Source organism: uncultured Dietzia sp. (assembly GCF_937873725.1).
In the GTDB taxonomy this organism is placed as follows: Bacteria; Actinomycetota; Actinomycetes; order Mycobacteriales; family Mycobacteriaceae; genus Dietzia.
Window position 1 is genome coordinate 1 of sequence record NZ_CALMYY010000048.1, and the last position, 24,563, is coordinate 24,563.

At 71.2% G+C, this 24,563-nt stretch carries 26 protein-coding genes; 15 read left to right on the top strand and 11 right to left on the bottom strand.

Going from position 1 to position 24,563, the window contains the following annotated elements:
• Nucleotides 1-329: 329 nt before the first annotated feature.
• A complete protein-coding gene (locus Q0444_RS04550) occupies nt 330-608 on the top strand; it encodes a WhiB family transcriptional regulator (protein WP_291079364.1) in 279 nt (92 codons plus the stop codon).
• On the opposite strand, the gene Q0444_RS04555 is transcribed toward Q0444_RS04550, so the two are convergent.
• Together Q0444_RS04555 and Q0444_RS04560 are read right to left on the bottom strand one after the other, a co-directional pair.
• On the bottom strand, nt 605-1,048 hold the full coding sequence (locus Q0444_RS04555; RefSeq protein WP_291079365.1) for a hypothetical protein: 444 nt from the start codon (nt 1,046-1,048) through the stop codon (nt 605-607). The genes Q0444_RS04550 and Q0444_RS04555 overlap by 4 nt on opposite strands.
• Nucleotides 1,045-2,280, bottom strand: a complete 1,236-nt coding sequence (locus Q0444_RS04560; RefSeq protein WP_299021707.1) for a fatty acid desaturase — start codon at nt 2,278-2,280, stop codon at nt 1,045-1,047. Before Q0444_RS04560 ends, Q0444_RS04555 begins: the two co-directional genes overlap by 4 nt.
• 95 nt (nt 2,281-2,375) lie before the next feature.
• Here Q0444_RS04560 and Q0444_RS04565 point away from each other — a divergent pair, with 95 nt between their 5' ends.
• The 4 genes from Q0444_RS04565 to Q0444_RS04580 are packed head-to-tail and all read left to right on the top strand — an operon-like array spanning nt 2,376 to nt 5,502.
• Nucleotides 2,376-3,110: an amino acid ABC transporter ATP-binding protein gene (locus Q0444_RS04565; RefSeq protein ID WP_291079362.1), complete on the top strand. Its 735-nt coding sequence runs from the start codon at nt 2,376-2,378 to the stop codon at nt 3,108-3,110.
• Between the two features lie 51 nt (nt 3,111-3,161).
• Nucleotides 3,162-3,980: a glutamate ABC transporter substrate-binding protein gene (locus Q0444_RS04570; RefSeq protein WP_291079361.1), complete on the top strand. Its 819-nt coding sequence runs from the start codon at nt 3,162-3,164 to the stop codon at nt 3,978-3,980.
• A gap of 32 nt (nt 3,981-4,012) precedes the next feature.
• Nucleotides 4,013-4,675: an amino acid ABC transporter permease gene (locus tag Q0444_RS04575; protein WP_291079360.1), complete on the top strand. Its 663-nt coding sequence runs from the start codon at nt 4,013-4,015 to the stop codon at nt 4,673-4,675.
• A complete protein-coding gene (locus tag Q0444_RS04580; RefSeq protein WP_291079359.1) occupies nt 4,672-5,502 on the top strand; it encodes an amino acid ABC transporter permease in 831 nt (276 codons plus the stop codon). The genes Q0444_RS04575 and Q0444_RS04580 overlap by 4 nt, the downstream gene beginning before the upstream one ends.
• 88 nt (nt 5,503-5,590) lie before the next feature.
• Here the strand turns inward: Q0444_RS04580 and Q0444_RS04585 are convergent, their stop codons facing one another.
• The 3 genes from Q0444_RS04585 to Q0444_RS04595 form a co-directional block, all read right to left on the bottom strand.
• Nucleotides 5,591-6,367 carry an SDR family NAD(P)-dependent oxidoreductase gene (locus tag Q0444_RS04585; protein ID WP_291079358.1) on the bottom strand — a complete coding sequence of 259 codons (777 nt, stop codon included), beginning with the start codon at nt 6,365-6,367 and terminating at the stop codon, nt 5,591-5,593.
• A 58-nt stretch (nt 6,368-6,425) separates the two neighbouring features.
• On the bottom strand, nt 6,426-6,854 hold the full coding sequence (locus tag Q0444_RS04590; protein WP_291079357.1) for a VOC family protein: 429 nt from the start codon (nt 6,852-6,854) through the stop codon (nt 6,426-6,428).
• Between the two features lie 87 nt (nt 6,855-6,941).
• Nucleotides 6,942-7,511 carry a maleylpyruvate isomerase N-terminal domain-containing protein gene (locus tag Q0444_RS04595; protein WP_291079356.1) on the bottom strand — a complete coding sequence of 190 codons (570 nt, stop codon included), beginning with the start codon at nt 7,509-7,511 and terminating at the stop codon, nt 6,942-6,944.
• Between the two features lie 86 nt (nt 7,512-7,597).
• On the opposite strand from Q0444_RS04595, the gene htpG reads away from it, so the two are divergent.
• Entirely contained in the window at nt 7,598-9,613 is a 2,016-nt protein-coding gene (gene htpG, locus Q0444_RS04600) for a molecular chaperone HtpG (protein WP_299021721.1), read from the top strand.
• Nucleotides 9,614-10,088: 475 nt separating this feature from the next.
• Here htpG and Q0444_RS04605 read toward each other — a convergent pair whose 3' ends face one another.
• Nucleotides 10,089-10,679: a macro domain-containing protein gene (locus tag Q0444_RS04605; protein ID WP_299021724.1), complete on the bottom strand. Its 591-nt coding sequence runs from the start codon at nt 10,677-10,679 to the stop codon at nt 10,089-10,091.
• Nucleotides 10,676-11,521, bottom strand: a complete 846-nt coding sequence (locus Q0444_RS04610) for a phosphatase PAP2 family protein (protein WP_299021727.1) — start codon at nt 11,519-11,521, stop codon at nt 10,676-10,678. Before Q0444_RS04610 ends, Q0444_RS04605 begins: the two co-directional genes overlap by 4 nt.
• 114 nt (nt 11,522-11,635) lie before the next feature.
• Here Q0444_RS04610 and aspA point away from each other — a divergent pair, with 114 nt between their 5' ends.
• Nucleotides 11,636-13,087, top strand: a complete 1,452-nt coding sequence (aspA, locus tag Q0444_RS04615; protein WP_299021730.1) for an aspartate ammonia-lyase — start codon at nt 11,636-11,638, stop codon at nt 13,085-13,087.
• Nucleotides 13,084-13,857 carry an acetoacetate decarboxylase family protein gene (locus Q0444_RS04620; RefSeq protein ID WP_299021733.1) on the top strand — a complete coding sequence of 258 codons (774 nt, stop codon included), beginning with the start codon at nt 13,084-13,086 and terminating at the stop codon, nt 13,855-13,857. Before aspA ends, Q0444_RS04620 begins: the two co-directional genes overlap by 4 nt.
• Here the strand turns inward: Q0444_RS04620 and Q0444_RS04625 are convergent.
• Both Q0444_RS04625 and Q0444_RS04630 read right to left on the bottom strand, forming a co-directional pair.
• The gene (locus Q0444_RS04625; RefSeq protein WP_299021736.1) at nt 13,854-15,461 is read right to left on the bottom strand and encodes a glycerol-3-phosphate dehydrogenase/oxidase; all 1,608 of its coding nucleotides are present in this window, start codon (nt 15,459-15,461) and stop codon (nt 13,854-13,856) included. The genes Q0444_RS04620 and Q0444_RS04625 overlap by 4 nt on opposite strands.
• On the bottom strand, nt 15,458-16,078 hold the full coding sequence (locus tag Q0444_RS04630; RefSeq protein WP_299021739.1) for a TetR/AcrR family transcriptional regulator: 621 nt from the start codon (nt 16,076-16,078) through the stop codon (nt 15,458-15,460). Before Q0444_RS04630 ends, Q0444_RS04625 begins: the two co-directional genes overlap by 4 nt.
• Before the next feature lie 125 nt (nt 16,079-16,203).
• Between Q0444_RS04630 and Q0444_RS04635 the strand changes: the two genes are divergently transcribed.
• The 3 genes from Q0444_RS04635 to Q0444_RS04645 all read left to right on the top strand — a co-directional run bounded on the left by Q0444_RS04635 (nt 16,204) and on the right by Q0444_RS04645 (nt 19,441).
• Nucleotides 16,204-17,820, top strand: coding sequence for an FAD-binding oxidoreductase (locus Q0444_RS04635; RefSeq protein ID WP_291082113.1), 1,617 nt, complete (start codon nt 16,204-16,206; stop codon nt 17,818-17,820).
• On the top strand, nt 17,817-18,758 hold the full coding sequence (locus tag Q0444_RS04640) for a diacylglycerol kinase (RefSeq protein ID WP_291082095.1): 942 nt from the start codon (nt 17,817-17,819) through the stop codon (nt 18,756-18,758). Before Q0444_RS04635 ends, Q0444_RS04640 begins: the two co-directional genes overlap by 4 nt.
• A gap of 107 nt (nt 18,759-18,865) precedes the next feature.
• Nucleotides 18,866-19,441 (top strand): CAP domain-containing protein, encoded by a 576-nt coding sequence (locus tag Q0444_RS04645; protein WP_299021744.1) that lies wholly within the window; start codon nt 18,866-18,868, stop codon nt 19,439-19,441.
• Between the two features lie 95 nt (nt 19,442-19,536).
• Here the strand turns inward: Q0444_RS04645 and Q0444_RS04650 are convergent, their stop codons facing one another.
• A complete protein-coding gene (locus Q0444_RS04650) occupies nt 19,537-20,325 on the bottom strand; it encodes a pirin family protein (protein ID WP_291082099.1) in 789 nt (262 codons plus the stop codon).
• Between the two features lie 142 nt (nt 20,326-20,467).
• On the opposite strand from Q0444_RS04650, the gene Q0444_RS04655 reads away from it, so the two are divergent.
• The gene (locus Q0444_RS04655) at nt 20,468-20,593 is read left to right on the top strand and encodes a hypothetical protein (RefSeq protein WP_291082101.1); all 126 of its coding nucleotides are present in this window, start codon (nt 20,468-20,470) and stop codon (nt 20,591-20,593) included.
• A 100-nt stretch (nt 20,594-20,693) separates the two neighbouring features.
• A complete protein-coding gene (gene dapA, locus Q0444_RS04660) occupies nt 20,694-21,581 on the top strand; it encodes a 4-hydroxy-tetrahydrodipicolinate synthase (protein WP_291082103.1) in 888 nt (295 codons plus the stop codon).
• A 42-nt stretch (nt 21,582-21,623) separates the two neighbouring features.
• On the opposite strand, the gene Q0444_RS04665 is transcribed toward dapA, so the two are convergent.
• Nucleotides 21,624-22,538, bottom strand: a complete 915-nt coding sequence (locus tag Q0444_RS04665) for an oxidoreductase (protein ID WP_299021748.1) — start codon at nt 22,536-22,538, stop codon at nt 21,624-21,626.
• A gap of 158 nt (nt 22,539-22,696) precedes the next feature.
• Between Q0444_RS04665 and Q0444_RS04670 the strand changes: the two genes are divergently transcribed.
• Both Q0444_RS04670 and Q0444_RS04675 read left to right on the top strand, forming a co-directional pair.
• Complete coding sequence (locus Q0444_RS04670) at nt 22,697-23,515, top strand: DUF1906 domain-containing protein (RefSeq protein WP_299021751.1); 819 nt, start codon at nt 22,697-22,699, stop codon at nt 23,513-23,515.
• Between the two features lie 133 nt (nt 23,516-23,648).
• Nucleotides 23,649-24,563 (top strand): DUF222 domain-containing protein (locus tag Q0444_RS04675; RefSeq protein ID WP_299021753.1); only part of this gene is annotated, 915 nt, incomplete at its 3' end.

The window sequence follows — 24,563 nt, forward strand, 5'->3', positions numbered from 1 at the left end:
CGACGACGATGACGACGACAACGCCGCCGCCGACGGCAACGCCGCCAACGACAACGCCGCCGCCGACCACCACGCCGAGCGCCGCACCCCTCGGGTGACCCGGCAGTCGGTGGACGCGTACTCACCGGGCGGATAGGCGAATTCTCACGTTTTCCGTGAGCCCGCGCGAAGCCCCAGCGCACGGGCGGATTCCGTCACGGCGGGGTGTTGACGACGATGACGTGGCGCTGGACGGGACCCGGATTCCTGACAGGATGGGAAGTTCGACTTGCGATCTGGACTTTCAGGGCTCACGACAGGGCACTTCAGATTCAGCGGATGGAGGCGACATGCCAAGATTCAGGAACCTGGAACCGACGTCGGATTTCTGGTCGTGGCGAGACCACGGGGCGTGCCTCGGCCACGAGGACCTCTTCTACAGCGCGGAGGACGAGTCCAAGGGTGAGCGTCGGCGCAAGGAGGAGAAGGCCAAGCAGGTCTGCGCCGTCTGCCCGGTCTTCGACACCTGCCGCCAGTTCGCCATCGAGTCCAAGGAGCTCTACGGGGTGTGGGGCGGACTCACGGAATCCGACCGGCACAAGATCGCCGGGCGGCAGCGGACCGGTTAACCGCGGCCGACGGCGTCGTTCGGGGTCGCCTCGTGGCCCGGCCGGCCGGCGGTCCGGCCGCGCTCCTTGAGTTCGGCCTCCCAGACGTGCCGGCGCCCATCGGTGATCTCGTCGCGCACCGCCCGGCCCATCTCGCGCGCGGTCGCCCAGTAGCCGTCGTCGAACTCCTCCACCACCTGGAACGTCCACCGACCGTGGAGGACGTTGAGCCCGACCATCTCGGACCGGATGCGCTCGGCGAGCCGGGGATGGCCGGCCTCCGCCAGCTGATCCGCCGCCCGCTGGTAGAGGATGTCGGCCCGACCGATCAGCTGGTGTAGGTCGTAGAGGTGGCCGCGGGCCCGCTCGACGTACTCCAGCGCCTCGCCGACCGTGCCGGCCGCCTCGACCTCCGCGTCCGTCGCCCCCGGGGGGCGACGGTGGGCCTCGTCCACGCTCAGGCCGCCCGGGTCAGACGCTTCATGATGGCCGGGTTGTGATGGCGCAGGGCCGTGACCAGACCCGACCTGGGACCGGCATGGTCGTCGTAGGTGCGCGGCTCGCCCCGGAACATCCGCTCCGAGCGGGTCTCCGGCGCGTCGTCGGGCGTGCCCTTGAGGAAGCGGTCCGGAAGCGACAGCTTGGCGATCGTGCGCCAGGACTGCCAGTACTGCCGGTACAGCGGGCCGGTCGTGTACGGGAGGTCCCAGCGCCGACAGATGTCCTGCACCTGCACCGAGATCTCCGAGTAGCGGTTGGACGGGATCGTGGGGAACAGGTGGTGCTCGATCTGGAAGGACAGGTTCCCGGACATGAAATGGGTGAGCTGACTTCCGGTGAAGTTGGCGGACCCGAGCATCTGCCGGAGATACCACTGCGCCTGCGTCTCCTCCTCGAGGTCCTCGAGGGTGAACTTGTCCGCGCCGTCGGGGAAGTGCCCGCAGAAGATCACCGCGTTGGACCACAGGTTCCGGATGACGTTGGCGGTGGCGTCGGCCGCCAGCGTGGTCTTCCAGTCGGAACCGGACAACATGGGCCACCACACGTAGTCCTTGCCGACCTGCTTGCGCGCCTTGCGGAGGAACTGCCCGATGCGCCTCTTCTGCTCCGGCCGTCCCGAGGCGTTGATCGTGCCGGGTGCGATCTCGAGGTGCTGGACGCCGACGCCCCACTGGAACGCGAAGGCGAGCATGGTGTTCCAGACGATGTTGAGCGCGAACGCGGGGTGCCACGGCTGGTCGCGCGTCACCCGCACCACGCCGTACCCGACGTCGTCGTCCATCCCGATGATGTTGGTGTACTTGTGATGGTGGTAGTTGTGCGTGGCCTTCCAGTGCTCGGAGGTCCCCACGATGTCCCATTCCCAGGTGCTGGAGTGGATCACCGGGTCGTTCATCCAGTCCCATTGCCCGTGCATCACGTTGTGCCCGAGCTCCATGTTCTCGATGATCTTGCCCGCGGCCAGCATGCCGGTGCCCACCACCCACGCCGGGCGGTAGCCCGAGAACAGCAGGACGGCACGCGCGCCCGCGACGAGGCCGCGCTGGAGGCGGATGGTGTTCTGGACGTAGCGCCGGTCGGCGTCGCCGAGCGACTCCATGACGGACGTGCGAATCTCCTCGAGTTCCTCGCCGATCTTCTCGACGTCCTCGGCGGAGAGATGGGCGTATTCCTTCACATCTGATATCGCCATGCGCAGACCGTACTGAGCGGACCGGTGGATGTCGACCGCTAAGTGGTTCAGCCGAGTTGAGCCTCATGGATTCCTCTGGGGCTTATGATCCGTCCATGGCTCTCGTCGAGATCTCAGGCGTCAACAAGCACTTCGGTGACTTCCAGGCCCTCAAGGACATCAACATGTCCATCGAGGAGGGGGAGGTCATCGTCGTGATCGGCCCCTCCGGTTCCGGGAAGTCGACACTGTGCCGCACGATCAACCGGCTCGAGACCTTCGAGTCGGGGTCGATCACGATCGACGGCAAGGAGTTGCCCGAGGAGGGCAAGGCGTTGGCCAGGCTCCGCGCCGACGTGGGGATGGTGTTCCAGTCCTTCAACCTGTTCGCCCACAAGACGATCCTCGAGAACGTCACGCTCGGGCCGATCAAGGTCCGCAAGCAGTCCAAGGCCGAGGCGGAGAAGCGGGCCATGGAGCTCCTCACGCGGGTCGGCGTGGATCACCAGGCCGCCAAGTACCCGGCCCAGCTCTCGGGCGGTCAGCAACAGCGCGTGGCGATCGCCCGCTCGCTGGCCATGGACCCCAAGGTCATGCTCTTCGACGAGCCCACCTCGGCCCTCGATCCGGAGATGATCAACGAGGTGCTCGACGTGATGACCGGGCTGGCCAAGTCCGGGATGACCATGGTCGTGGTGACCCACGAGATGGGCTTCGCGCGGAAGGCGGCCAACCGCGTCATCTTCATGGCCGACGGGGAGATCGTCGAACAGGCGACCCCCGAGGAGTTCTTCACCAACCCGCAGAGCGCTCGCGCGAAGGACTTCCTGTCCAAGATCCTCACCCACTAGCACCAGCGAACCCACCCCAAGCCCCACCCACCCATCGCACGAGGAGACCACATGAACATCCGACGGATCGGATCGGCCGCCGCGGCCGTCACCCTCGCACTCGGCCTGGCCGCGTGCGGAAGCTCGGACGACGGCGGTGAGGGGCAGCTCAAGATCGGCATCAAGTTCGACCAGCCGGGGCTGGGGCTCAAGGAGGGCAACGCCTACAAGGGCTTCGACGTCGATGTGGCGACGTACATCGCGGAGAAGCTCGGCACCCCCGCGGACGAGATCGAGTGGGTCCAGGCGCCCAGCGCCCAGCGCGAGACCCTCCTCGAGACCGGACAGGTGGACATGATCGTGGCCACCTACTCGATCACCGACTCCCGCAAGGAGAAGGTCGGCTTCGCCGGACCGTACTTCATCGCCGGTCAGGACCTGCTGGTCCGCCAGGACGACGACAGCATCACAGGACCGGAGTCGCTCGACGGCAAGCGCCTGTGCTCGGTCACCGGCTCGACCTCGGCCCAGAACGTCAAGAAGGAGGTCCCGGGCGTCAACCTGCAGGAGTTCGGCACCTACTCCGAGTGCGTCTCCGCGCTGGTGTCCAACGCGGTCGACGCGCTCACCACCGACGACACGATCCTCGCCGGCTACGCGTCCCAGGACCAGTACCAGGGGAAGCTCAAGGTGGTCGGCGCGCCGTTCAGCGAGGAGCTGTACGGCGTCGGCATCCAGAAGGGCGACGTGGCGAAGTGCGAGCAGATTAACGAGGCCATCCGCGAGATGATCTCCGACGGCAGCTGGGAGACCGCCGTCCAGGACAACCTCGGCGCCGCCGGCTTCACCCCGGGGGCGGGAAACCCGCCCAACCCGGGGCCCTGCGCCTGACCTGATCCGCATCTCACGACGGAAGGTGGACCATGGGCGACATCTTCGCCGACTATGACGTCCTCGGAGCGGTATGGGTCACCATCCAGCTCTCGGTCCTGGGGACCATCGGCGCCCTGATCCTGGGGACCCTCATCGCGGTCCTCCGGGTCTCGCCGGTGGCGGTCCTGCGGGGCCTGGGGACGTCCTACGTCAACACGTTCCGGAACCTGCCGCTGACGCTGCTCATGGTGTTCAGCATCCTGGGGCTGTCGTTCATCCTCCAGCTGTCCGTCTCGGACGACTTCGCCCGGAACGCGTTCTGGTGGGCGGCGATCATGCTCGCCGTCTACCACGCGGCGTACGTCTGTGAGGCCCTGCGCTCCGGCGTCAACACCGTGCCGGTGGGGCAGGCGGAGGCCGCCCGCTCCATCGGGCTCGGCTTCGGGCAGTCGCTGCGTGAGGTGATCCTCCCGCAGGCGTTCCGCGGATCCGTCGCTCCCCTGGGTTCGGTGATCATCGCGCTCATCAAGAACTCGACGGTCGCGGCGGTCATCGGCGTCGGGGAATCGGCGGGGCTGCTGCAGGTCATCACGGAGAACGAGGGCGCGAGTCTCCCGACGTTCTTCTTCTTCGCCATGGTGTTCGTGGTCCTCACCCTCCCGATCGGGCTGTGGACCACGTCCCTCTCACGGAAGCTGGCGGTGAAGCGATGAGCACCCAGGCGGTCCTGTTCGACGCCCCGGGCCCCAAGGCCCGTCTGCGCCACAAGATCTTCACGGTGGTCGGCGCCCTCCTCGCGCTGGGCATCCTGTACCTGATCTACGCCAAGTTCGAGGCGGCCGGGCAGCTCAAGGCCTTCATGTGGGAGCCGTTCGTCACGGACTCCGAGGTGTGGACCTCCTATCTGATCCCGGGCCTGCGTGGCACGTTCACGGCGGCCGGAATCTCGATCGTGTTGGCGGTGGTCTTCGGGCTGCTGTTCGGCATGGGCAGGCTCTCCCCGTTGGCCCCGCTGCGGTGGTTCTGCGGGGTCGTGGTGGAGTTCTTCCGGTCGGTCCCGGTGCTGCTCATGATGGTGTTCGCCTACTTCGGGTACTTCGCCACCGCGAACATCGTTCCCAACGAGCACGCGCCGCTCGCGGCCGTCGTCACGGCGCTCACGCTGTACAACGGGGCGGTCATCGCCGAGCTCGTGCGCTCCGGCGTCCACGGTCTGCCCAGCGGGCAGGCCGAGGCGGGGCTCTCGGTGGGACTCACCCCCGGGCAGGTGCTTCGGTCGATCCAGCTCCCCCAGGCACTCACGGCCATGCTCCCGGCGCTCGTCGGCCAGCTCGTCGTCGTCCTCAAGGACTCCGCCCTCGGCTACGGCATCACCTACCTGGAGCTGCTGAACTGGTCCAAGACTCTGGGTTCCGCCTACGCCAACACCGTGCCCGCGTACATCGTGGCCGGCATCCTGTTCATCCTCGTGAACTACGCGCTGACCAAGCTCGCGGTCTACCTCGAGGGCAGGCTCAAGAAGCGCCGGGCCAAGAACTGACCGGACGCACGAGCACTGACCGGACCCACGAGAAGGGCCCCGCCGGATCATTCGGCGGGGCCCTTCTCTCGTTGGGACCGGGGTCAGGTCACTTCGGTGGCATCCGGATGCCGCCGTCGACCCGGATGGTCTGGGCGTTCATGTACGGGTTGGTGAGCAGCTCCATGACCATCGACGCCAGCTCGTCGCCCGAGCCGAGGCGCTTGGGGAACAGGACGTTCGCGCCGAGGTTGGCCTTGAACGCCTCGGACTCCGGGCCCTCGCCGTAGATCGGGGTGTCGATCAGGCCGGGGGCGACGGTGTTGAGGCGGATGCCGGCGGCCGACAGGTCGCGCGCGACGGGCAGGGTCAGGCCCACGATGCCGCCCTTGGAGGCGGAGTAGGCGGCCTGGCCGATCTGGCCGTCGAACGCGGCGACGGAGGCCATGTTGACGATGGCGCCCTTCTGGCCGTCCTCGTCACCCTCCTGCGTGCTCATCTTGGTGGCGGCCAGCCGCAGCATGTCGAACGAGCCGATGAGGTTGATCTCGATGACCTTGCGGAACGAGTCCAGGTCGAACGCCGACGAGTACTCGCCGTCGCGCCCGATGGTGCGCTGGGCCCAGCCGATGCCGGCCGAGTTGACGAGGTACCGCAGCGGCCCCAGTTCGAGGGCGGCGGCGACGGCCTTCTGGTTGTCCTCGGTCTTGGTGACGTCGACGGCGACGAACACGCCCCCGACCTCGGCGGCCAGGGCCTCACCCTTCTCGGCGTTGAGGTCGGCCACGACGACCTTCGCGCCCTTCGCGGCCAGTTGACGGACGACGGCCGCGCCGATTCCCGACGCACCGCCCGTGACGATTGCACTTGCTCCAGAGATTTCCATGCCTGAACGGTAACAAGCGGGCGTGACGGATACGGCGGGACGGTGAGGTCGGCGGGATTCAGCCGCCCGTGCCGGGCACGTTGACATCCCATCTGATGCCGAACCGGTCCCGGACCTGCCCGTAGTGGTCGCCCCACGGCGCCATCTCGAACGGCATCGCCACCTCGCCGCCGGTCGAGGTCACCTTGTCGATGAACCCGGTCGCCTCCTCGGTGGTGTCGAAGGACAGGAGGAAGGAGTAGACGTCGCTGCGCAGGGGCGGCAGCCCGTCACCCATGCCGTCTCCGCCGGTGAGGGTGATCGAGGGCGACTCCATGGTCGCGTGGGCCACGGCCTCGGGCGGCGGGGTGAACGGGAAGCCCTCCATGGACGGGAACTGGGCGTAGGTCATCACCTCGAGGCGCCCCCCGAAGAGGTCGCGGTAGTACGGGAACGCGTCGGCGGCATTGCCGGGGAAGGAGATGTAGGGACTGAAACGCGCTGCCATGGTGGGGTCCTCTCGCTGCGGACGGTCCGTCCGGCGCCGTCGACGCCGGCCTCCTCCCCACGCTAGACCCGTCTGTGGCGCAGGTCACTATCCTCGTCCGGACAGGGCGAGCAGCCGGGCGCGTGAGTCCGCCCCGATCGTCACGGGCCGCGGCTCGTCGAACACCTCGAAGGTGCGCATGAGCTCCACCACGTCCCTGGCGTGCTCGAGCGTCCAGGCCGCCAGTTCCTCGGCCTCCGCGGTGTCCCAGGTCGCCGGATCGAGGTCGTGGGCGTGGATCAGCAGTTCAAAGACCCGGAGCGCGAGCAGGTCGCGGACGGGTATGTCGGCCATCCGGTGCGGGACGAGCGCGTCGGCGTCCCGGGCCCGGGCGAGTTCCTTCCGCAGTCCGGCGGACGTGCGGTACAGGGCCGGCACCGGGCGGTCACCGGCGTGGTCGGCGGTCCGCGTCCAGCCGATCTCCGACTCGGGTAGGCGCGGGAAGTAGGCGGCGTACCGCAGGCCGCCCCCGAGCACGTGGTTGGCGCAGTCGCGGCGGGTCCACCCGGGGCAGGCCGCGCAGTCGCCCTCGAGCCCGCCGGCGAGCGCTTGCGCGAACAGGCCGGTGGCGGCGTCGAGGACGGACAGGTGGGCTGCGGGCAACGGTTTACCGGTCACGGGGCCTCCTCCGGAATGTCCGAGATCCACAGTAGGTTGATCGTGTCGTCACGCATACCCGCCCAGTGAAAGGAACCGACGCCACAATGAGCCCGCAGACCTCCGGTGCAGCCGAGACCCGGGAGTTCCAGGCCGAGACCCGGCAACTCCTGGATCTGATGATCCATTCGATCTATTCGAACCCGGACACCTTCCTGCGTGAGGTCATCTCCAACTCCTCCGACGCCCTGGACAAGCTGCGGCTGGTCGCGCTCCAGGACTCCACGCTGGGGGTCGACACCTCGGACCTGCACATCGAGCTGGTCCCGGATGAGCAGGCGCGCACCCTGACGATCCGGGACAACGGCATCGGCATGTCGCGCGACGAGGTGGTGGACCTCATCGGCACCCTCGCCAGGTCGGGCACCGGCCAGATGCGGGAGGCGCTCGCCGCGGCGCGGGCGGCGCAGGAGTCGGGTGAGGTGAGCGAGCAGGCCACGGCCGACCTCATCGGCCAGTTCGGTATCGGCTTCTACTCCACGTTCATGGTGGCCGACACGGTCACGCTGATCACGCGCAAGGCCGGGGAGGCCGCGGGTACCCGCTGGTCGTCCGGCGGCGAGGGCACGTACACGATCGAGGAGGCGGCGGACGCCCCGCAGGGCACCTCGGTGATCCTGCACCTCAAGCCGGCCGGAGGGGACGCGGCGCTGCCCGACTACGCCGAGGAGCACACCCTGCGTCGGGTGGTGCGGACCTACTCGGACTTCATCGCCTGGCCCATCCGCATGGAGATCGAGCGCCCGGCGCCGGACCCGGGCGAGGCGGCGGGGGAGGACGGCGCGGCGGGCGATGCCGGGGCCGGCACCGCGCTCACCGAGACCGTGACGCTCAACTCGCAGAAGGCGCTGTGGACGCGGCCCCGCTCGGAGGTCACCGACGAGGAGTACACGGAGTTCTACCGCCACGTCTCCCACGCCTGGGACGAGCCGCTGGAGACCATCACCCTCAAGGCCGAGGGCACGTTCGAGTACCAGGCCCTGCTCTTCCTGCCCACGCAGGTGCCCTTCGACCTCTTCTCTCAGGACACCCGGCGCGGGGTGCAGCTCTACGTCCGTCGAGTGTTCATCATGGACGACTGCGAGGAGCTGGTCCCGCCGTTCCTGCGCTTCGTCAAGGGGATCGTCGACGCCCAGGATCTGTCGCTCAACGTCTCGCGGGAGATCCTGCAGCAGGACCGCCAGATCCGCGCGATCCGCAAGCGCCTGGTCAAGCGCGTGCTGCAGACCATCGGGCAGATCAAGACCGACCGTCCCGAGGAGTTCCGCACCTTCTGGCGCCACTTCGGCGCGGTCCTCAAGGAGGGGCTGATCTCGGACGTCGATGCGCGCGAGCAGCTGCTCGCCGTGAGCACGTTCGCGTCGACCCGGCCCGCTGCGGCGGAGGCGCCGGAGGGGCACGACGACGAGGTGGGCACCACCATCGCCGAGTACGTGTCCCGCATGGCCGACGGGCAGGAGGAGATCTACTACCTCACCGGGACGTCCCGCGCGGCGGTGGAGAACTCCCCGCACCTGGAGGCGTTCCGGGCCCGTGGGGTCGAGGTGCTCATCCTCACCGACCCGGTCGACGAGGTGTGGGTGGACGCGGTCGGGGAGGTCGACGGCACGCGCCTGCGGTCCGTGGCCAAGGGTGACGTGGACCTGACCGGCATCGGCTCCGACACCGCCGGGCAGTCCGAGGACGCACCGGACGCCGCCGAGTTCACCGGACTGCTCGAGTGGCTGGGCGAGGAGCTGTCCGACGAGGTCAAGCAGGTGCGCCTGTCGCATCGGCTCACCGAGTCGGCGGCCTGCATGGTGGGCGACGAGTTCGACATGACCCCGCAGCTCGAGGCCATGTATCGGGCCTCGGGCATGGAGCTGCCCGCGAGCAAGCGGATCCTCGAACTCAACCCGACCCACCCGGTGGTCGAGCGGCTGCGCGTCCAGCACGCCGAGGACCCGTCGGCGCCGGGGCTCACGGAGACGGCGCGCCTGCTGTCGGGCGCGGCGGTGCTCGCCGAGGGTGGCACGCTCACCGACCCGGCCGCGTTCGCCAAGCTGGTGGTCGGCCGCATCTGACGGTCATGCACCTGAGTTCGGTCGACGTGCCGCCTGATCTGGTCGACGTCTCGCAGGAGAATCCCGCTCGAAGCCTGCGAGGCGTCGACCGACTCGTGTCGTGCGTCGACCGTGTGCGAGGCGGGTGCGAGGTGGGTGCGGAGCGGGACCCGGCGGTCAGCCGAGCCGGGTCTCGGCGTGGCGCGGGGTGTCAGGTGAGCATCGACTCGGCGAGGCGCAGGGCCCCCGCGTCGAATGCTCACCGACCCGGCCGCGTTCGCCAAGCTGGTGGTCGGCCGCATCTGACGGTCATGCACCTGAGTTCGGTCGACGTGCCGCCTGATCTGGTCGACGTCTCGCAGGAGAATCCCGCTCGAAGCCTGCGAGGCGTCGACCGACTCGTGTCGTGCGTCGACCGGGTGCGAGGTGGGTGCGAGGTGGGTGCGGAGCGGGGCCCGGCGGTCAGCCGAGCCTGGTCTCGGCGAGGCGCGGGGTGTCAGGTGAGCATCGACTCGGCGAGGCGCAGGGTGTCTGCGTCGAACAGCGTCAGGGTCGCGGACTCGACCCCGGTGGCGGTGCTGCCGAGGGTGTCGAGGGCGGTGCGGATCGCGTCCTCGCGCGGCCAGCCGTACGCCCCGGCGGAGATGAGCGGGAACGCGATGGTGCGCGCGCCGAGCTCGTCGGCCACGGCGAGGGAGTTGCGGTAGCAGTCGGCCAGGAGGGAGTTGCCGTCCTCGGCCGCGCTGCCCGCCGCGCTGCCTGCCGCGCTGCCTGCCGCGCTGCCCGCCGCGCTGCCCGCGCGGCCGACCCGCCCGTAGACCGGCCCCACGGTGTGGATGACCCAGCGGGCGGGCAGGTCGCCGGCCGTCGTGGCCACGGCCTGCCCGGTGGGCAGACCGTCCGGGTAGCGGGTGGCCCGTAGTTCGCGGCAGTCGGCCAGGATCGTCGGCCCGCCGGCGCGGTGGATCGCCCCGTCCACCCCGCCGCCCCCGAGCAGTGACCCCTTGGCCGCGTTGACCACCGCGTCGACGTCCATCCGCGTGATGTCGCCGTGGCACAGCGCGATCCGGGGGCGCCTCGTCGTCATATCCCGCCCCGGCCGCCCTGGCCGCCCAGGCCTGCGGTGCCCTCTCGCGCCCGGAGGGACCTGCGCCGCGTGACCATCGGCGTCGGCGAGCGGTCCAGGCGATCCATGAGCCACATGATGGTCGCCACCTCGCCGACCCAGGCCAGGCTCACGCACCAGCCGGCGAGGATGTCGCTGGGGAAGTGCACCCCCAGGTACATGCGGGTGACGCCGACGGCGGGGACGTACACCGCCGACCCGGCGATCACTGGGGCGCGCCACGGGGTGGGCCAGGCGAGGACGCACGTGCAGCCCGCCAGCGCGGCGCTGGCCATGGCGTGGCCGCTGGGGAACGAGAAACTCTTCTCCTGCACGATGTGCGTGAAGAACGTGGGGCGGTCCCTCCGGTACAGGACCTTGAGGACGGAGTTGATGATCGTGGAGCCGACGAGCGACACGGTGAGCAGCGCGGCCGGGCGGCGGCTGCCCCGCACGGACACCAGGTACCCGGAGGTCGCGAGCGCGAACAGCGGCACGGCGGTGACCCCGCCGAGCTCGGTCACCGCCCGGACGATCCGCGTGGTCCTGGGTGTGTGGTGCCGCTGCAGCCACAGCATGACCGGTTGGTCGAAGGGGAACTTGGCGCCGCTGCGGACCCGCTCGGCCAGCTCGACGAACCCGACCACCGGCATCGCGAAGCCCACGAACGCCACGCCGAAGATCGCCCACGTCCCACGGGGCAGCGGCACCTCGCGCCGGTCGACGATGCTGCCGAGCACCCCGTCCGACGGATGCAGCCGTCGCCACACGCCCCGCGCCGGGGACAGTGCCCGGGCGCGACGGGGGATCGTCGGTCGCGACATGCCCACACCCTATGCAGCGCCGGGCGTCGGTGCCGGGCGATCGGGCGGGTAGACGGCGAAAGACCGCCCCGCGTGGTTAGGGTGGGCCCAGCCAACCCGAGAGGCGGAGGACGAATGAGTCAGACCCGTACCGAACACGACCTTCTCGGCACCAGGGAGGTCCCGGCGGAGGCCTACTACGGCATCCATACCGTGCGGGCGGTCGAGAACTTCCCGATCGCCTCCACCACCATCAGCGACATCCCCGACTTCGTCCGGGGGATGGTGATGGTCAAGAAGGCCGCCGCGCTCGCGAACGTGGAGATGGGGGTCCTGGACCCCGACGTGGCCGCGGCGATCGTCGGTGCCTGCGACGAGATCCTGCAGGACGGCCGGTGCATGGACCAGTTCCCGTCCTGCGTCTACCAGGGCGGCGCCGGGACCTCGGTGAACATGAACACCAACGAGGTGGTGGCCAACCTGGCGCTCGAGCGGCTCGGCCACCCCAAGGGTGCGTACGACATCGTCAGCCCGAACGACGACGTCAACCGTTCGCAGTCGACCAACGACGCTTATCCGACGGGGTTCCGGATCGCGCTGTGGCACGCGCTCGAGCGGCTGGAACCGGCGATCGTGGCGCTGCGGGAGGCGTTCTACGACAAGTCCGAGGAGTTCCGCGAGGTCCTCAAGATGGGCCGGACCCAGCTGCAGGACGCGGTGCCGATGTCGCTGGGTCAGGAGTTCGGCGGGTTCGCGGTGACGCTCGACGAGGAGCTCCACGTCCTGGGTGCGGCGGCGCGGATGTTGCTCGACGTGAACCTCGGGGCGACGGCCATCGGCACGGGCGTCAACACCCCGCCCGACTACCGGCGCACGGTCATCGAGCACCTGAGGGAGGTCACGGGACTGCCGGTCACCGGAGCCATGAACCTCATCGAGGCCACCAGCGACACCGGCGACTACGTCAACGTCCACGCCGCCCTCAAGCGGGCCTCGGCCAAGGTCTCCAAGATCTGCAACGACCTCCGGCTGCTGTCCTCCGGCCCGCGCGCGGGGTTCAACGAGATCAACCTGCCGGAGCTCCAGGCGGGCTCGTCGATCATGCCCGCCAAGGTCAACCCGGTGATCCCCGAGGTGGTCAACCAGGTGTGCTTCAAGGTGATCGGCAACGACATCACGGTGACCATGGCCGCCGAGGCCGGTCAGCTCCAGCTCAACGTGATGGAGCCGGTGATCGCCCAGGCGATGTTCGAGTCGATCTCGCTGCTCACGGCGGCCATCGAGACGCTCACCGAGAAGTGCGTCCGGGGGATCACGGCCAACGAGGAGGTGTGTCGGACCAACGTCATGAACTCGATCGGCATCGTCACCTACCTCAACCCGGTGATCGGCCACCACAACGGCGACCTGGTGGGCCGCGAGTGCGCGCGGTCCGGCCGGGGCGTGCGCGAGGTGGTCCTGGAGATGGGCCTGCTCAGCGAGGAGGAGGTCGACGACATCCTGTCCCCGGCCAACCTGCTGCGGCCCCGCTACAAGGGCAAGTCGGGCGGGCAGCCGGGCCCGGCAGCCGCTACCGTCTCCCCATGACCTCTCCCACTTCGCGTGTCGTCGCCGGGCGCGAGATAGCGTTCCCGGTTCCCGTCGTCTCCGCCTCGGTGTCGGGCGCGGCCTTCCTCACCCGGGCGGCGGTCGTGCGGCGCCTCATCGCCGCAGGTCCGCAGTCGGCCGTGCTCGACGCGGGTGCCGAACCGGTGACGCTCCCGGGCGGGCGCACCCCGGTGACGATCATGCACGTGCGCTACCACGACGTCCCGGGCAACGTCCTGGGCGCCTACCACGAGATCGGGCTGGCGTTCCAGGTCAGGGTCCCGGGCGCCGGGGTGGTGCAGCACATCCACGAGCTCCCGGTGGACCAGGACTTCACGCTGGCGGCGGGCAACGAGCTGTGGGGCTTCCCCAAGTGGAAGGGCGACATGGTGGGCTCGGCCGGGGGAGCGTTGGACGACGCCCGCCTGGGGCCCGTCGGCTCCTCCGGGGCAGGCGGCATCGAGCTGCGACTCGACACCCGCGTCGGGGTCCCGATCCCGGGCCGACAGTCGCTGGCCATGAACTGCGTGCAGGTCATCGACGGCGACCCCGTCCTGGTGACGGCCGCGGCGACGGCCTCCGGTGGGCGGGTCCGTCCCCTGGGCGGGGCGCGCATCTCGGTCGCGGCCGGGGTGGAGGGGTCGGGCGCCGACCTCGCGCGGTTCGCCGACGCGATCCGCGGGCTGGCGCTCGACCGGGCCCGGCCCCTCGCCACGTTCTCCTACGAGAGGTTCGAGGCCGAGTTCCAGGCCCCGCGCCCCCTCGGTTAGCCCGGGCCCGCCGCGGCGAGGGCCTCGCGCGCGGCGGGTTCGGCGGCCGCACGGTCCGCGGGGACGAGCCCGACCCGGCTGCGACGGTCCAGGATGTCGTCCACGGTCAGGGCGCCCTCGTGGGTGACCGCGTAGGAGAACTCGGCGCGGGTGACGTCGATCCCGTCCGCGACCCGGTCCAGCGGCCGGTCGAGCAGGCTCTCGGCCACGACGGTCGAGGCCTCCTGCCCGTAGCGCGACACCAGCGAGGCGGGCAGGCGCCCACCGGCGGCGGGCGCGGGCCCGACCGGATCGGGGTGCCCGGGCGCCCCGACCAGAGGCAGGTCCGCGGTGCGGCACGGTGCCGCGCGTATCCCGGTCCGCTCCACGACGAGGTCCACCGCCTGCTCGGCCATGAGCCGGTACTCGGTGAGCTTGCCGCCGGTGATGGTGACGAGCCCGTTCTCCGAGGTGAGCACCGCGTGCTCGCGGGAGAGGTCGGCGGTGTCGCCGTCGCCGGAGTCGACCAGCGGGCGCAGGCCGGCGAAGGTGCCCAGGACGTCGGCGCGGGTGAGCCGCGTGGCGAGCGCGCGGTTGACCACGTCGAGCAGGAACCCGATCTCCTCCTCCGTCGCCTCGGGGACGTCCGGCACCGGGCCGGTGGCGTCGACGTCGGTCAGGCCCACGTGGAGCCGGCCGAACTCGGCGGGGATGGCAAAGCAGAAGCGGTTGGTCTCCCCGGGCACCGGCACGGTGAGGGCGCCGGTGGGATGGCCCAGCGCGGCCGCGCTGACGACCAGGTGGGTGCCGCGCGACGGGCGGACGCTCACCCCGGGCGTGGTCTCACCCGCCCACACGCCGGTGGCGGAGACCACGGCCCGCGCGGAGATCGTGAACTCGTCGTCGTCGCCACTCCCGCCGCCCAGCTCGTCGCGGACGGTGACCCGCGTGCCGCTCGCGGACACCACGCGCGCCCGGGTGATCACCCGCGCGCCGAGCCCCGCGGCGGTCCGGGCGACGGCGGTGACCAGGCGGGCGTCGTCGACGAGCCGGCAGTCCCAGTTGAGGTGGCCGAAGCGCAGGCCCTCCCGGCGGACGCCGGGGACGTATCCGGCCACCCGCCGGGGCCCCAGCACCCGTGCGCCGGGGAGCCGGTCGGCGGGGGTCCCGGCGAGGCGGGAGAGCAGGGTGCCGGCGACGAACCCCAGGCCCGGCAGCACCGCGCCCAGCGGCGGCGTGTCGCGGAAGACCGGCACCACCTGGGCGAGCGGGCGCACCAGGTGGGGGGCGGTGCGCTCGAGCATGATCCCGCGCTCGACGGCCGAGCGCCGGGCGATGCCGACGTTCCCGGTGGCGAGGTAGCGCAGTCCGCCGTGGGCGAGCTTGGACGACCAGCGGCTGGTGCCGAAGGCCAGGTCGTGGGCCTCGAGCAGCACGGTCTCGAGCCCGCGGGAGGCGGCGTCCAGCGCGATCCCCGCGCCCGTGATGCCGCCGCCGATCACCACCAGGTCGACGGGGGTGTCGCGGTCGCGCAGGTCGGCGAGGTCGCGGCGGCGGCGGGCGGCGGACAGGGCGGTGGTGGCTGGCGTGGCGGCCGGCGTGGCGGTGTCGGTGTGACCGGTCATAACCCGAGGTATCCCCTGATGAGTAGGTGCAGTTCCGTCCGCCAGGCGTCCGGGTCGAGCGGCGGGTCCGCCAGCGGAGCGGACAGTACCGCCCCCTGCAGGGCCAGGAAGAGCATGGTGGCGGTGCGATCGGGATCGCGGCCGGCCAGCCTCCCGTCGGTGGCGATCGCCTGCGCCAGGAGCCCGCGCAGGACGGCGATGAGGCGACGTTGGGAGGTCCCCAGCCGGTGGAGGACGTACTCGGCGATCAGCTCCGACTCGCGGCGCAGCGCGTCCAGCAGCGGGTCGGTCCGGACCTCGTCGGCCATGGTGCACAGGAGCCTGGCGAGGTCGTCGGCATCGCGGGCGTCCGGGCGGGCGGGGCCGGCGTCGCGGAGCGTGGGGTCGACCCGCTCGGCCACGGCGGCGAGCTCGCGCGTGAGCAGGTCGGCGAACAGCGCGGTGATGTCCGGCCAGTGCCGGTAGAGGGTGGTCCGCCCCACCCCGGACCGGCGGGCGACCTCGACCATCGTCGTGCGGGCGGCACCGATCTCGAGGATCGAGCCGCGCGCGGCCGTGAGGGCGCGGTCGCGGGACCGGCGCGGAGGGGCGGACCGCGGAGGGGCGGACGTCGTCACCGGCCCTCCTTGGCGGTCGTCCGCCGCGCGAGGCGCGGGCGGGGCTGTCTGAAACGGAACAGATTCTGCTTTACTGTTCCAGTATGAGCGCCACGATCCCCGCTGACAACCTGCCGCTGCCGCACATGGCCCTGTCCCGGTGGGGAACGGAGGCCGAGGCCAGGGACCTGGGCGAGGGCATCCGCGGCCTGCTGCGCGACGTGCTCGGGGTGACCGCGGCCGGCGGCGCCCGGTTCGACCCCGCCGCGGTGACGGCCTCGCCGTCGCGGCTGTCCGGCACCGACCTCGCGGCGCTCGCCGGCGTGGTGGGGGCGGGCAACGTCTCCGTCGACGACGCCCAGCGCCTGCCGCGCGCGCGGGGGAAATCGACCCCCGACCTCCTGGCCTGGCGGCTGCGGCCGGCGGTGGACTGCCCCGACGCGGTGGTCGCGCCGAGGGACGACGACGAGGTCGCCGCCCTCCTGGACTGGTGCGGACGCGAGGGGGTCGCGGTGGTGCCCTTCGGCGGTGGCACCTCCGTCGTGGGTGGCCTCACCCCGGACGCCGGTGGCCACCGGGCCGTGATCTCGCTGGACCTCGCGCACTTCGACGCCCTCGAGTCGATCGACGCGGAGTCCGGCGAGGCGGTCCTCGGGGCGGGGCTGTCCGGGCCCCGCGCCGAGGACCTGCTGGCCGCGCACGGGTTCTCGCTCGGCCACTTCCCGCAGTCCTTCCCCTACGCCACGATGGGCGGCTACGCCATGACCCGCTCGTCCGGGCAGAGCTCGGCCGGGTACGGGCGCTTCGACGAGATGGTCCGCGGGCTGACGGTGGTGACCCCGGTCGGCGTGATGGAGGCGGGCCGCGCCCCGGCCTCCGCGGCCGGTCCTGACCTCCGGCAGTGGCTTCTCGGCTCGGAGGGGGCGTTCGGGGTGTGCACCAGGGTCCGCGTGCGGATCCACCCGGTGCCGGAGGTCGTCCGGCACGAGGCGTTCCGCTTCCCCGACTTCGCGACCGGCGCCGCGGCGCTGCGTGCGGTCGAGCAGCAGGGCACCGGCCCCACGGTCATCCGGCTCTCGGACGAGGTGGAGACGATGGTCAACCTCGCCACCGCCACGGAGTCGATCGGCGAGGCGGCGGAGGGCGCGGACGGCGACGGCGCGGGCGCGGATCCCGGCGGCTGCCTGTGCCTGTGCCTGTTCGAGGGCACGGCGGAGCATGCGGAGTCGCGACTGGCCGAGACCCGCGCGGTGCTCCTGGCCCACGGCGGCGCGTCGCTGGGCCCCGGTCCGGCGCGGTCGTGGGAGCACGGCCGCTTCGGCGCCCCGGTCCTGCGCGACTCGTTGCTCGACAACGGTGCGCTGGTCGAGACCCTGGAGACCGCCACCGACTGGTCGGCGCTGCCGGCGCTGCGGGACGCCGTGGCGCAGGCGCTGACCGCCGCGCTCGAGGCGAGCGGCACCCCCGCGCTGGTCATGTGCCACATCAGCCACGTCTATCCCACGGGTGCGTCGCTCTACTTCACCGTGGTCGCCGGACAGCGCGGCCGTGACCCGATCGCCCAGTGGTACGACGCCAAGCGGGCGGCCTGCGAGGCGATCGTCGCGACGGGCGGCACCATCACCCACCATCACGCGGTGGGCGTGGACCACAGGCCCTACCTCGAGGCCGAGATCGGGGAGGTGGGCGTGCGGATGCTGCGCGCGGTGAAGAACGCGGTCGACCCGCACGGGGTGTGCAATCCGGGGACACTGATCCCGTGAGAGCGCAGCTGTCCGACCGCGAGATCCGGTCCGTCGCGGTGCTGGTCAACCCGGCGGCCGGCGGCGGCCGCGGCGCGGCGGTCGCGGGCCGGGCGGTGGATCGTCTGCGCTCGCACGGCGTGGAGGTCCGTCGACTGGACGGTGCCGACGCGGAGGACTCCCTCGCCCTCGCGCGGCGGGCGGTCGCCGACGGCGTCGACGCGCTGGTGGTGTGCGGCGGCGACGGGATGGTCTCCCTCGCGGTCCAGGCGCAGGCGTTCTCCGGCATCCCGATCGGCATCATCCCGGCGGGCACCGGCAACGACCTCGCCCGCGAGTACGGGATCCCGCTGGGGAACCCGGAGGCCGCCGCCGATGTGGTGGCGGCCGGCCGGGTCGAGTCGGTCGACCTCGGCCGGGCCACCCCGGACGGCGGCCGGCCCCACGTCTTCGCCTCCGTCCTGTGCGCTGGACTGGACTCGGCCGTCAACCGGCGGGTCAACGAGATGCGGATCCTCGGCGGCCCGCTGCGCTACGTCCTCGCCTCGATCATCGAGTTCCCGACGTACCGACCCCGACGGTTCCGGATGGCCTTCGACGTGGGGCTGCCGACGGAGGAGGTCGTCGAGACCGAGGTGCTGCTCAGCGCCTACGCGATCACCCGCAGCTACGGCGGGGATATGAAGATCGCGCCGGACGCCGACCGGTCCGACGGGCTGTTCGACGTCTGCTACGTCGGGAGGATCTCCAAGCTCCGGCTGGCGTGGCACTTCCGCCGGATCTACTCCGGCACCCATGTGGGTCTGCGGGGCGTGACCACAAGGAGGTGCCGCACCGTCCGCATCGAGGCCGACGGCGTCGAGGCGTTCGCCGACGGCGACCCCGTCGCACCGCTGCCCGTCACCCTCGAGGTGCTCCCGTCGGCGGGGCTGTTCCTGGTGCCGCGGGAGTCACTCTAGCCACATCAGCCACTCTGATCTATGCAGGTCACGGCCGTATCGCGGGCGCGTGAGCACATCGGACATTCGGTTCGCGCCAGGCGCGCCGTGACGGCATGATCACCTCCATGCGCTCCAGGTTCATCGCGTCACTCGCGACCATCTCCGTCACCTCCGCCACCCTCGTGGGTGGCGGAGTCGCGACGGCCTCCGCCCAGGCCCTGCCGTCGTTCCTCCCGCAGCAGCTGATCCCCCAGCACGTGGTGGACGGCGTCGTCTCCCAGGTCCGCGCCGCCTTCCCCGCCGAGGTGTGGGCGGCGGCCGGATCCACCGGGATGGTGTTCAGGGACGTCTCCGGAGGGCTGCGTGACGGGATCGTCCGCGAGATCGACGGCTACCGGGTCTCGCGCGGGCTCGGGACTCTCGCGCCCGACGCCGCGCTCGACGCCGAGGCGCAGAGGTGGGCGGACCGACTGGCCGCCGAGGACGCCGTCTATCACAACACCGCGCTGCTCAACCGGGGCTACGGCGAGAACATCGTCGCCGCCGGGACGCACTGCGGTGCGGTCTGCCTGGTGGACCTGTGGAAGAAGTCGCCCGGGCACCACGAGAACCTGGTCGACCCGGGATACCGGTCGGCGGGCATGGGGATCGCCTACTCCGCCGGTGGAAAAGTCTTCGTGGTGCACGACTTCTCCTACTGAGCCCCCGGACTGAACCCCCGGACCGAGCCCCCGCGCTGGGCCCCCGAGCCCTCGGAACTGGCCCCCGGGGCCGACGAGGGGACCCGCCGTCCCGGTCAGTGCCCGCGGACGTCGAGCATCGTCATCCCCCGGTGCATCTCCCACACCAGGATCTCCGCGCCCTCGTCGCCGGCGGTGACGCGGCGGCCCCCCGAGGCCGTCATCCGCGCGGCGTCGCCGGTCCCGAGTACGCCCTCTCCCTCGAGCGTCACGGATCCGAGCGGGACGTAGAGGTGGAGGAACGGCGCGTCGGGGAGGTCGACGGAGCGGCCGGGCGCGAGGCGGGACGCGAGCAGGGCGGACGCGCTGTTGCGGATCCGGATGGCGGACCGGTCGGAGTAGGTGGGGAGTCCGCCGGCGACGACGGCGAGCTGGTTCTCGAGCTCGCGGGGTTCGAGCTCGAGCTGTTCATAGCCGGGATCCCCGCCGGAGGTGTCCGGGACGACCCACATCTGGACCAGGTGGACCGGGTCGCCGGGAACCAGGTCGTGCCGGATCGAGCCGTCGCGCCAGCCGTCGTTGCGCTCGGAGTGCAGGATGCCGGAGCCGGCGCTCATCCGTTGGGCCAGGCCCGGGTAGATGATCCCGCTGTGGCCCTCCGAATCCTGGTGGACGAGTGAGCCGGAGAGCACCCACGTGACGATCTCCATGTCGCGGTGGCCGTGGGTGTCGAACCCGGATCCCGCGGCGATCCGGTCGTCGTTGCTCACCAGCAGGCGGCCGAAGTGCGTGTTCATCGGGTCCTGGTGCCGGCCGAAGGAGAAGGAGTGGCGGGAGTCCAGCCAGCCGCCGCCGTCGTGCGAGCGCGAGAGCGAGCGGTGGATCCTGACCCCGGGAACGAGCATGGCGACCTCGCTAGTGAAGATGATAAGTCAACAATATTGGTGTCCGGAACACTTGTCCAGATTTGTCGGTCGTTTGGATGTGGAGCGCGCTCCGCGTGTCGTAAAGTGACAGGCGTCACAATGACGTTCCAGGAGGCCACCGATGTTGCAGAACGCCCTGTCCGCCACCCTGCGCCTGGGAGTGGCCACGACCAACGAGTTCGCGGCCCTCGTCGTCGACAACACGCTGGGGCGGTTCCTCGACACCAATCCCGACAAGGTCCGCTGACGGTCCAGGCACCGTTGCCGTCGACCCCCTCGGCCTTCCCGTCGCCGGGCGGTGCCACCGCCGGCAGGCGTGACCGATCGTGACCGCTAGGCTGGTGGCCATGTCGGACAATCCCTTCGGGCGGGTCATCACCGCGATGGTGACCCCCATGCACGACGACGGCTCGATCGACTTCGACGGGCTGCAGAGGCTCGCCGTCCACCTCGCCGACCACGGCCACGACGGCCTTCTGGTCAACGGCACCACCGGCGAGTCCGCCACCACCTCGGACGAGGAGGACTACGACTGCGTGGCCGCGGTCGTGGAGGCGGTGGGTGATCGCGTCTCGGTGATGGCGGGGTGCGGCACCAACGACACCCTGCACTCGATCCGGGCGGCGGAGGCGATGGTCGCGCGCGGAGCCGACACGCTCCTGGTGGTGACGCCGTACTACAACAAGCCCACGCAGCACGGCATCGTGGAGCACTTCCGGATGATCACCGAGGCCGCGGGCCGGCCCGTGATGGCCTACGACATCCCCGGCCGCACCGGAACGGCCCTGTCCACGGACACGATCCGCCGGCTGGCGGAGATCCCGGGGATCCGCGCGGTCAAGGACGCCAAGGGTGACCTCTTCGAGGCCAGCCGACTCATGGCCGAGACCGATCTGCTGTGGTTCTCCGGCGACGACGTCCTCAACCTCGCGTTTCTCGCGCTCGGCGCCACCGGCATCGTGTCGGTGGTCGGCCACGTCGCGGGGGACGACTACCGGGCGATGATCGACGCGGTGGACGCCGGCGACCTCCACCGTGCCCGCGAGATCCACACGCGCCTCATCCCGGCGGTCGACGCGATCATGCACACCTCGCAGGGCGCCATCCAGGTCAAGGCCGCGCTCAAGATGCAGGGCCTGATCGGGTCGGACCGGTTGCGCATGCCCCTGCTCCAGGGGCCGCCCGAGCACCTCGACAGACTCCGTGCGGGCCTCGCGGCCTCCGGGCTGGCCTGACCCACCGGACGCCCGGTCCCGCGCCCGCACCCCGCGGCGCGACTACCGGAACGCCGCCATCTCCGTGCACCGCTCCCACAGCGCGGCGGCGACCCCCGCGTCGCGCGAGCGGCTGCTCGACGAGGTGATCTTCGGGTACCCCTTGAGGCCGCCCAGTCGATCGGGTCCCACAAAGGCCCCTCCGGCCACATCGGGAACGGTCGCGGCGTAGAGCACGGACAGTGCGCCCATCTCCGGTGTGAGTCCGGCCCAGGTGAGCGAGTTGCCCAGCTCGAAGAACCGGTCGGCGAGCGGTCTGCCGCTCTGCCTGATGAGCTCGGTGGAGGTGTAGCCGGGGTGCGCGGCCACCGAACGGAGCCCGCCGCCCAGGCGATCGAGCCTGCGCTGCCATTCGTAGGCGAGCATGATGCAGGCGAGCTTGGAGTCGGCGTAGGCCGCCATCGGTCGGTATCCGCGCCGCTCCATGTTCAGGTCGTCGATGTCGATCCTGCCCCGGAGGTGGGCGAGGGATCCCAGCCAGACCACGCGGTCGGTCAGGTGGGGGACCAGTCCCGCGGTGAGCGCGTGGTGGCCGAGTGCGTTGACCCCGAACTGCATCTCGTGGCCCTGCGCGGTCCGGGAGTGGGGGAGGTTCATGACGCCGGCGTTGTTGACGAGGACGTCGATCCGGGCGCCGGTGCGGCCCGGGGCGGAGGCGGCGAGGAAGTCCTCGACCGAATCGAGGTCGGCCAGGTCGAGTCGGCGGATCTCCGCCAGTTCCCGCGATTCGGGGGGGAGCGAGTCGCGCGCGGCCTCCGCCTTGTCGAGATTCCTGCAGGCCATGATCACCTTGGCGCCCCGGGCGGTGAGGGTCGCGGTGGTGGCCCGCCCGATCCCGGCGTTGGCTCCGGTGACGACGAACGTACGCCCCGTCTGGTCAGGGACGTCGGCGGCGTTCCATCTGGGCGTGCGGCTCATGGGTACCAGTGAACCAGCCGCGCCTGCCGGGCGCGCGGGCACCCGTGTGGTAACGACCGGGGCGACTGGGCGATGTTCTTGTGTCAGACTCTCCGTAGCCGTGTGCGTCCCACGCGTCACACGCCTTTCGTCTACGACCGAGATCTCGGAGTACCTCCATGACGTTCGACCGCCGAACCTTCCTCCGCCGCGCCGGTCTCGGCGCGGCCGGCGCCGGTGCACTCGCCGCCGGCCTCACGCCCGCCGTCGGTGCGCAGTCCGCCATCCCCGCCCCGCTGGGCGCACTCCCCGGCGCGGGCGCGGGGATCCCGATCGGTACCGTGCTCGACTACGCGGCGGGCCCGCCGTCGGCGGCGTCGATCCGCGCGGCCGGCCACCTCGGCGCCGTCCGGTACTGCTCGCACCGTCGGCCCGGCGCCGGGTGGATGACCGGCAAGCCCCTCCTGCGCGGTGAGGTCGACGACTTCCGCGCCCACGGACTCAACATGGTGTCCTGCTACCAGTTCGGGCGTGAGGACACCGCCGACTGGAAGGCCGGGGCCGGCGGGGCCGACCACCACGCCCCCATCGGGATCGGGCTGCACTTCGGTGCCGGCGGCCCGCGCGGCGTTCCGATGTACGTTGCGATCGACGACAACCCCACGCGCTGGCAGTTCGACAACCAGATCGCCCCTTACCTCGATCGGTGGCGCGTCCACCTGAACGGTGCGGGCCTGAAGCTCGGCGTGTACGCCAACGCCCCGACCATCGACTGGTGCCGCCAGCGCGGGCTCGGTCAGTACTTCTGGCAGCACGACTGGGGCTCCGGCGGGCGCCTCAACCCGGCGGCCACGATCCACCAGTTGCCGGTGAAGCAGCAGGTGACCGTGGGCGGCGTCGTCTCGGACCTCAACCGTGTCTATGCGATCGACTTCGGCCAGTGGTGGCCGATCGACGTGGCGGCCCTCGCGGCCGCGGCGGCCGGAAGCGTGGGCTGACCGAGTTCGCAGCGGGCATCGGAGACGGGCCGGTCGGGGTGTCCCCGGCCGGCCCCCGTGCATCCGGGGAAACCCCTTGACTCGCTCACGCGTTCTAGTAGAATAGAACGCATGATCGAGGCGTGGGGTTGAGATGAGGTCGGCGGAGACGGAGCGCGTGTTCGCGTGCGAGTCCGAGGTCGCGCGCCTGGCCGTGGACGCCGAGAACCGTGCCGCCGCCCTCCGCATCCGGGCCGTCTACAAGACGTTCGACGCCGCGGTGGAGCACGTGCGTGCGATCGACGACGTGGCCCACGAGTCCGATCTCCCCGTCCGGGACCACGCCGCCGTCGACCCCTGGGAGCTCGCGCGCTCGGAGTTGGCCGTCGCGCTCGGGATCCACGCCAACCGGGCCGGCGCCATGGTCGACCTGTCGGTGGAACTGGTCGAACGGTGCCCGGCGGTGCTCGAGGAGATCGAGTCCGGGCGGATCGACGAGCGCACCGCAGCCGTGATGGTCGGATGCCTCCGCGGCGTGACCGACGACGGACTCTGCCGCGCCGCCGCCGAGCTCGCCGCGCGCCGTTTCGTCGAGTCCCTCAACTCGGGAAGCCGTCCCGGCCTGGGGCAACTCCGCCGGATGATGGACCGCGCCGTGCGCCAGGTCGACCCGGAGGGGGTGCGCCGGCGCCGGAGCGAGGCCCACCGCGGCCGCGGCGTGTGGATCCGCAAGGCGCCCGACGGCATGGCGTCCGTCTCCGCGAACCTCAGCGCCGCGGGTGCCGAGGTCCTCGCGGAGCGGCTGGACCAGATGTCGGGAGCCGGCACCTGGTCCAGGCCGGGAGGGAACGACGACGAGGCGGCCACGGCCGCCGACGATCGCAGCCCCGACGAACGCCGGGCGGACGCGCTGGTCGAACTCGCCACCGCCGGCCCAGACCCGGACCGCGGGGCTGCCGGGGCCACCGGAGCTGGCGGGGCCGGAGGCGGCGCCGCTGACGCCGCTGAGGCCGCTGACGCCGCTGACGCCGCTGAGGCCGCTGACGCCGCTGACGCCGGCGCGGCTCCC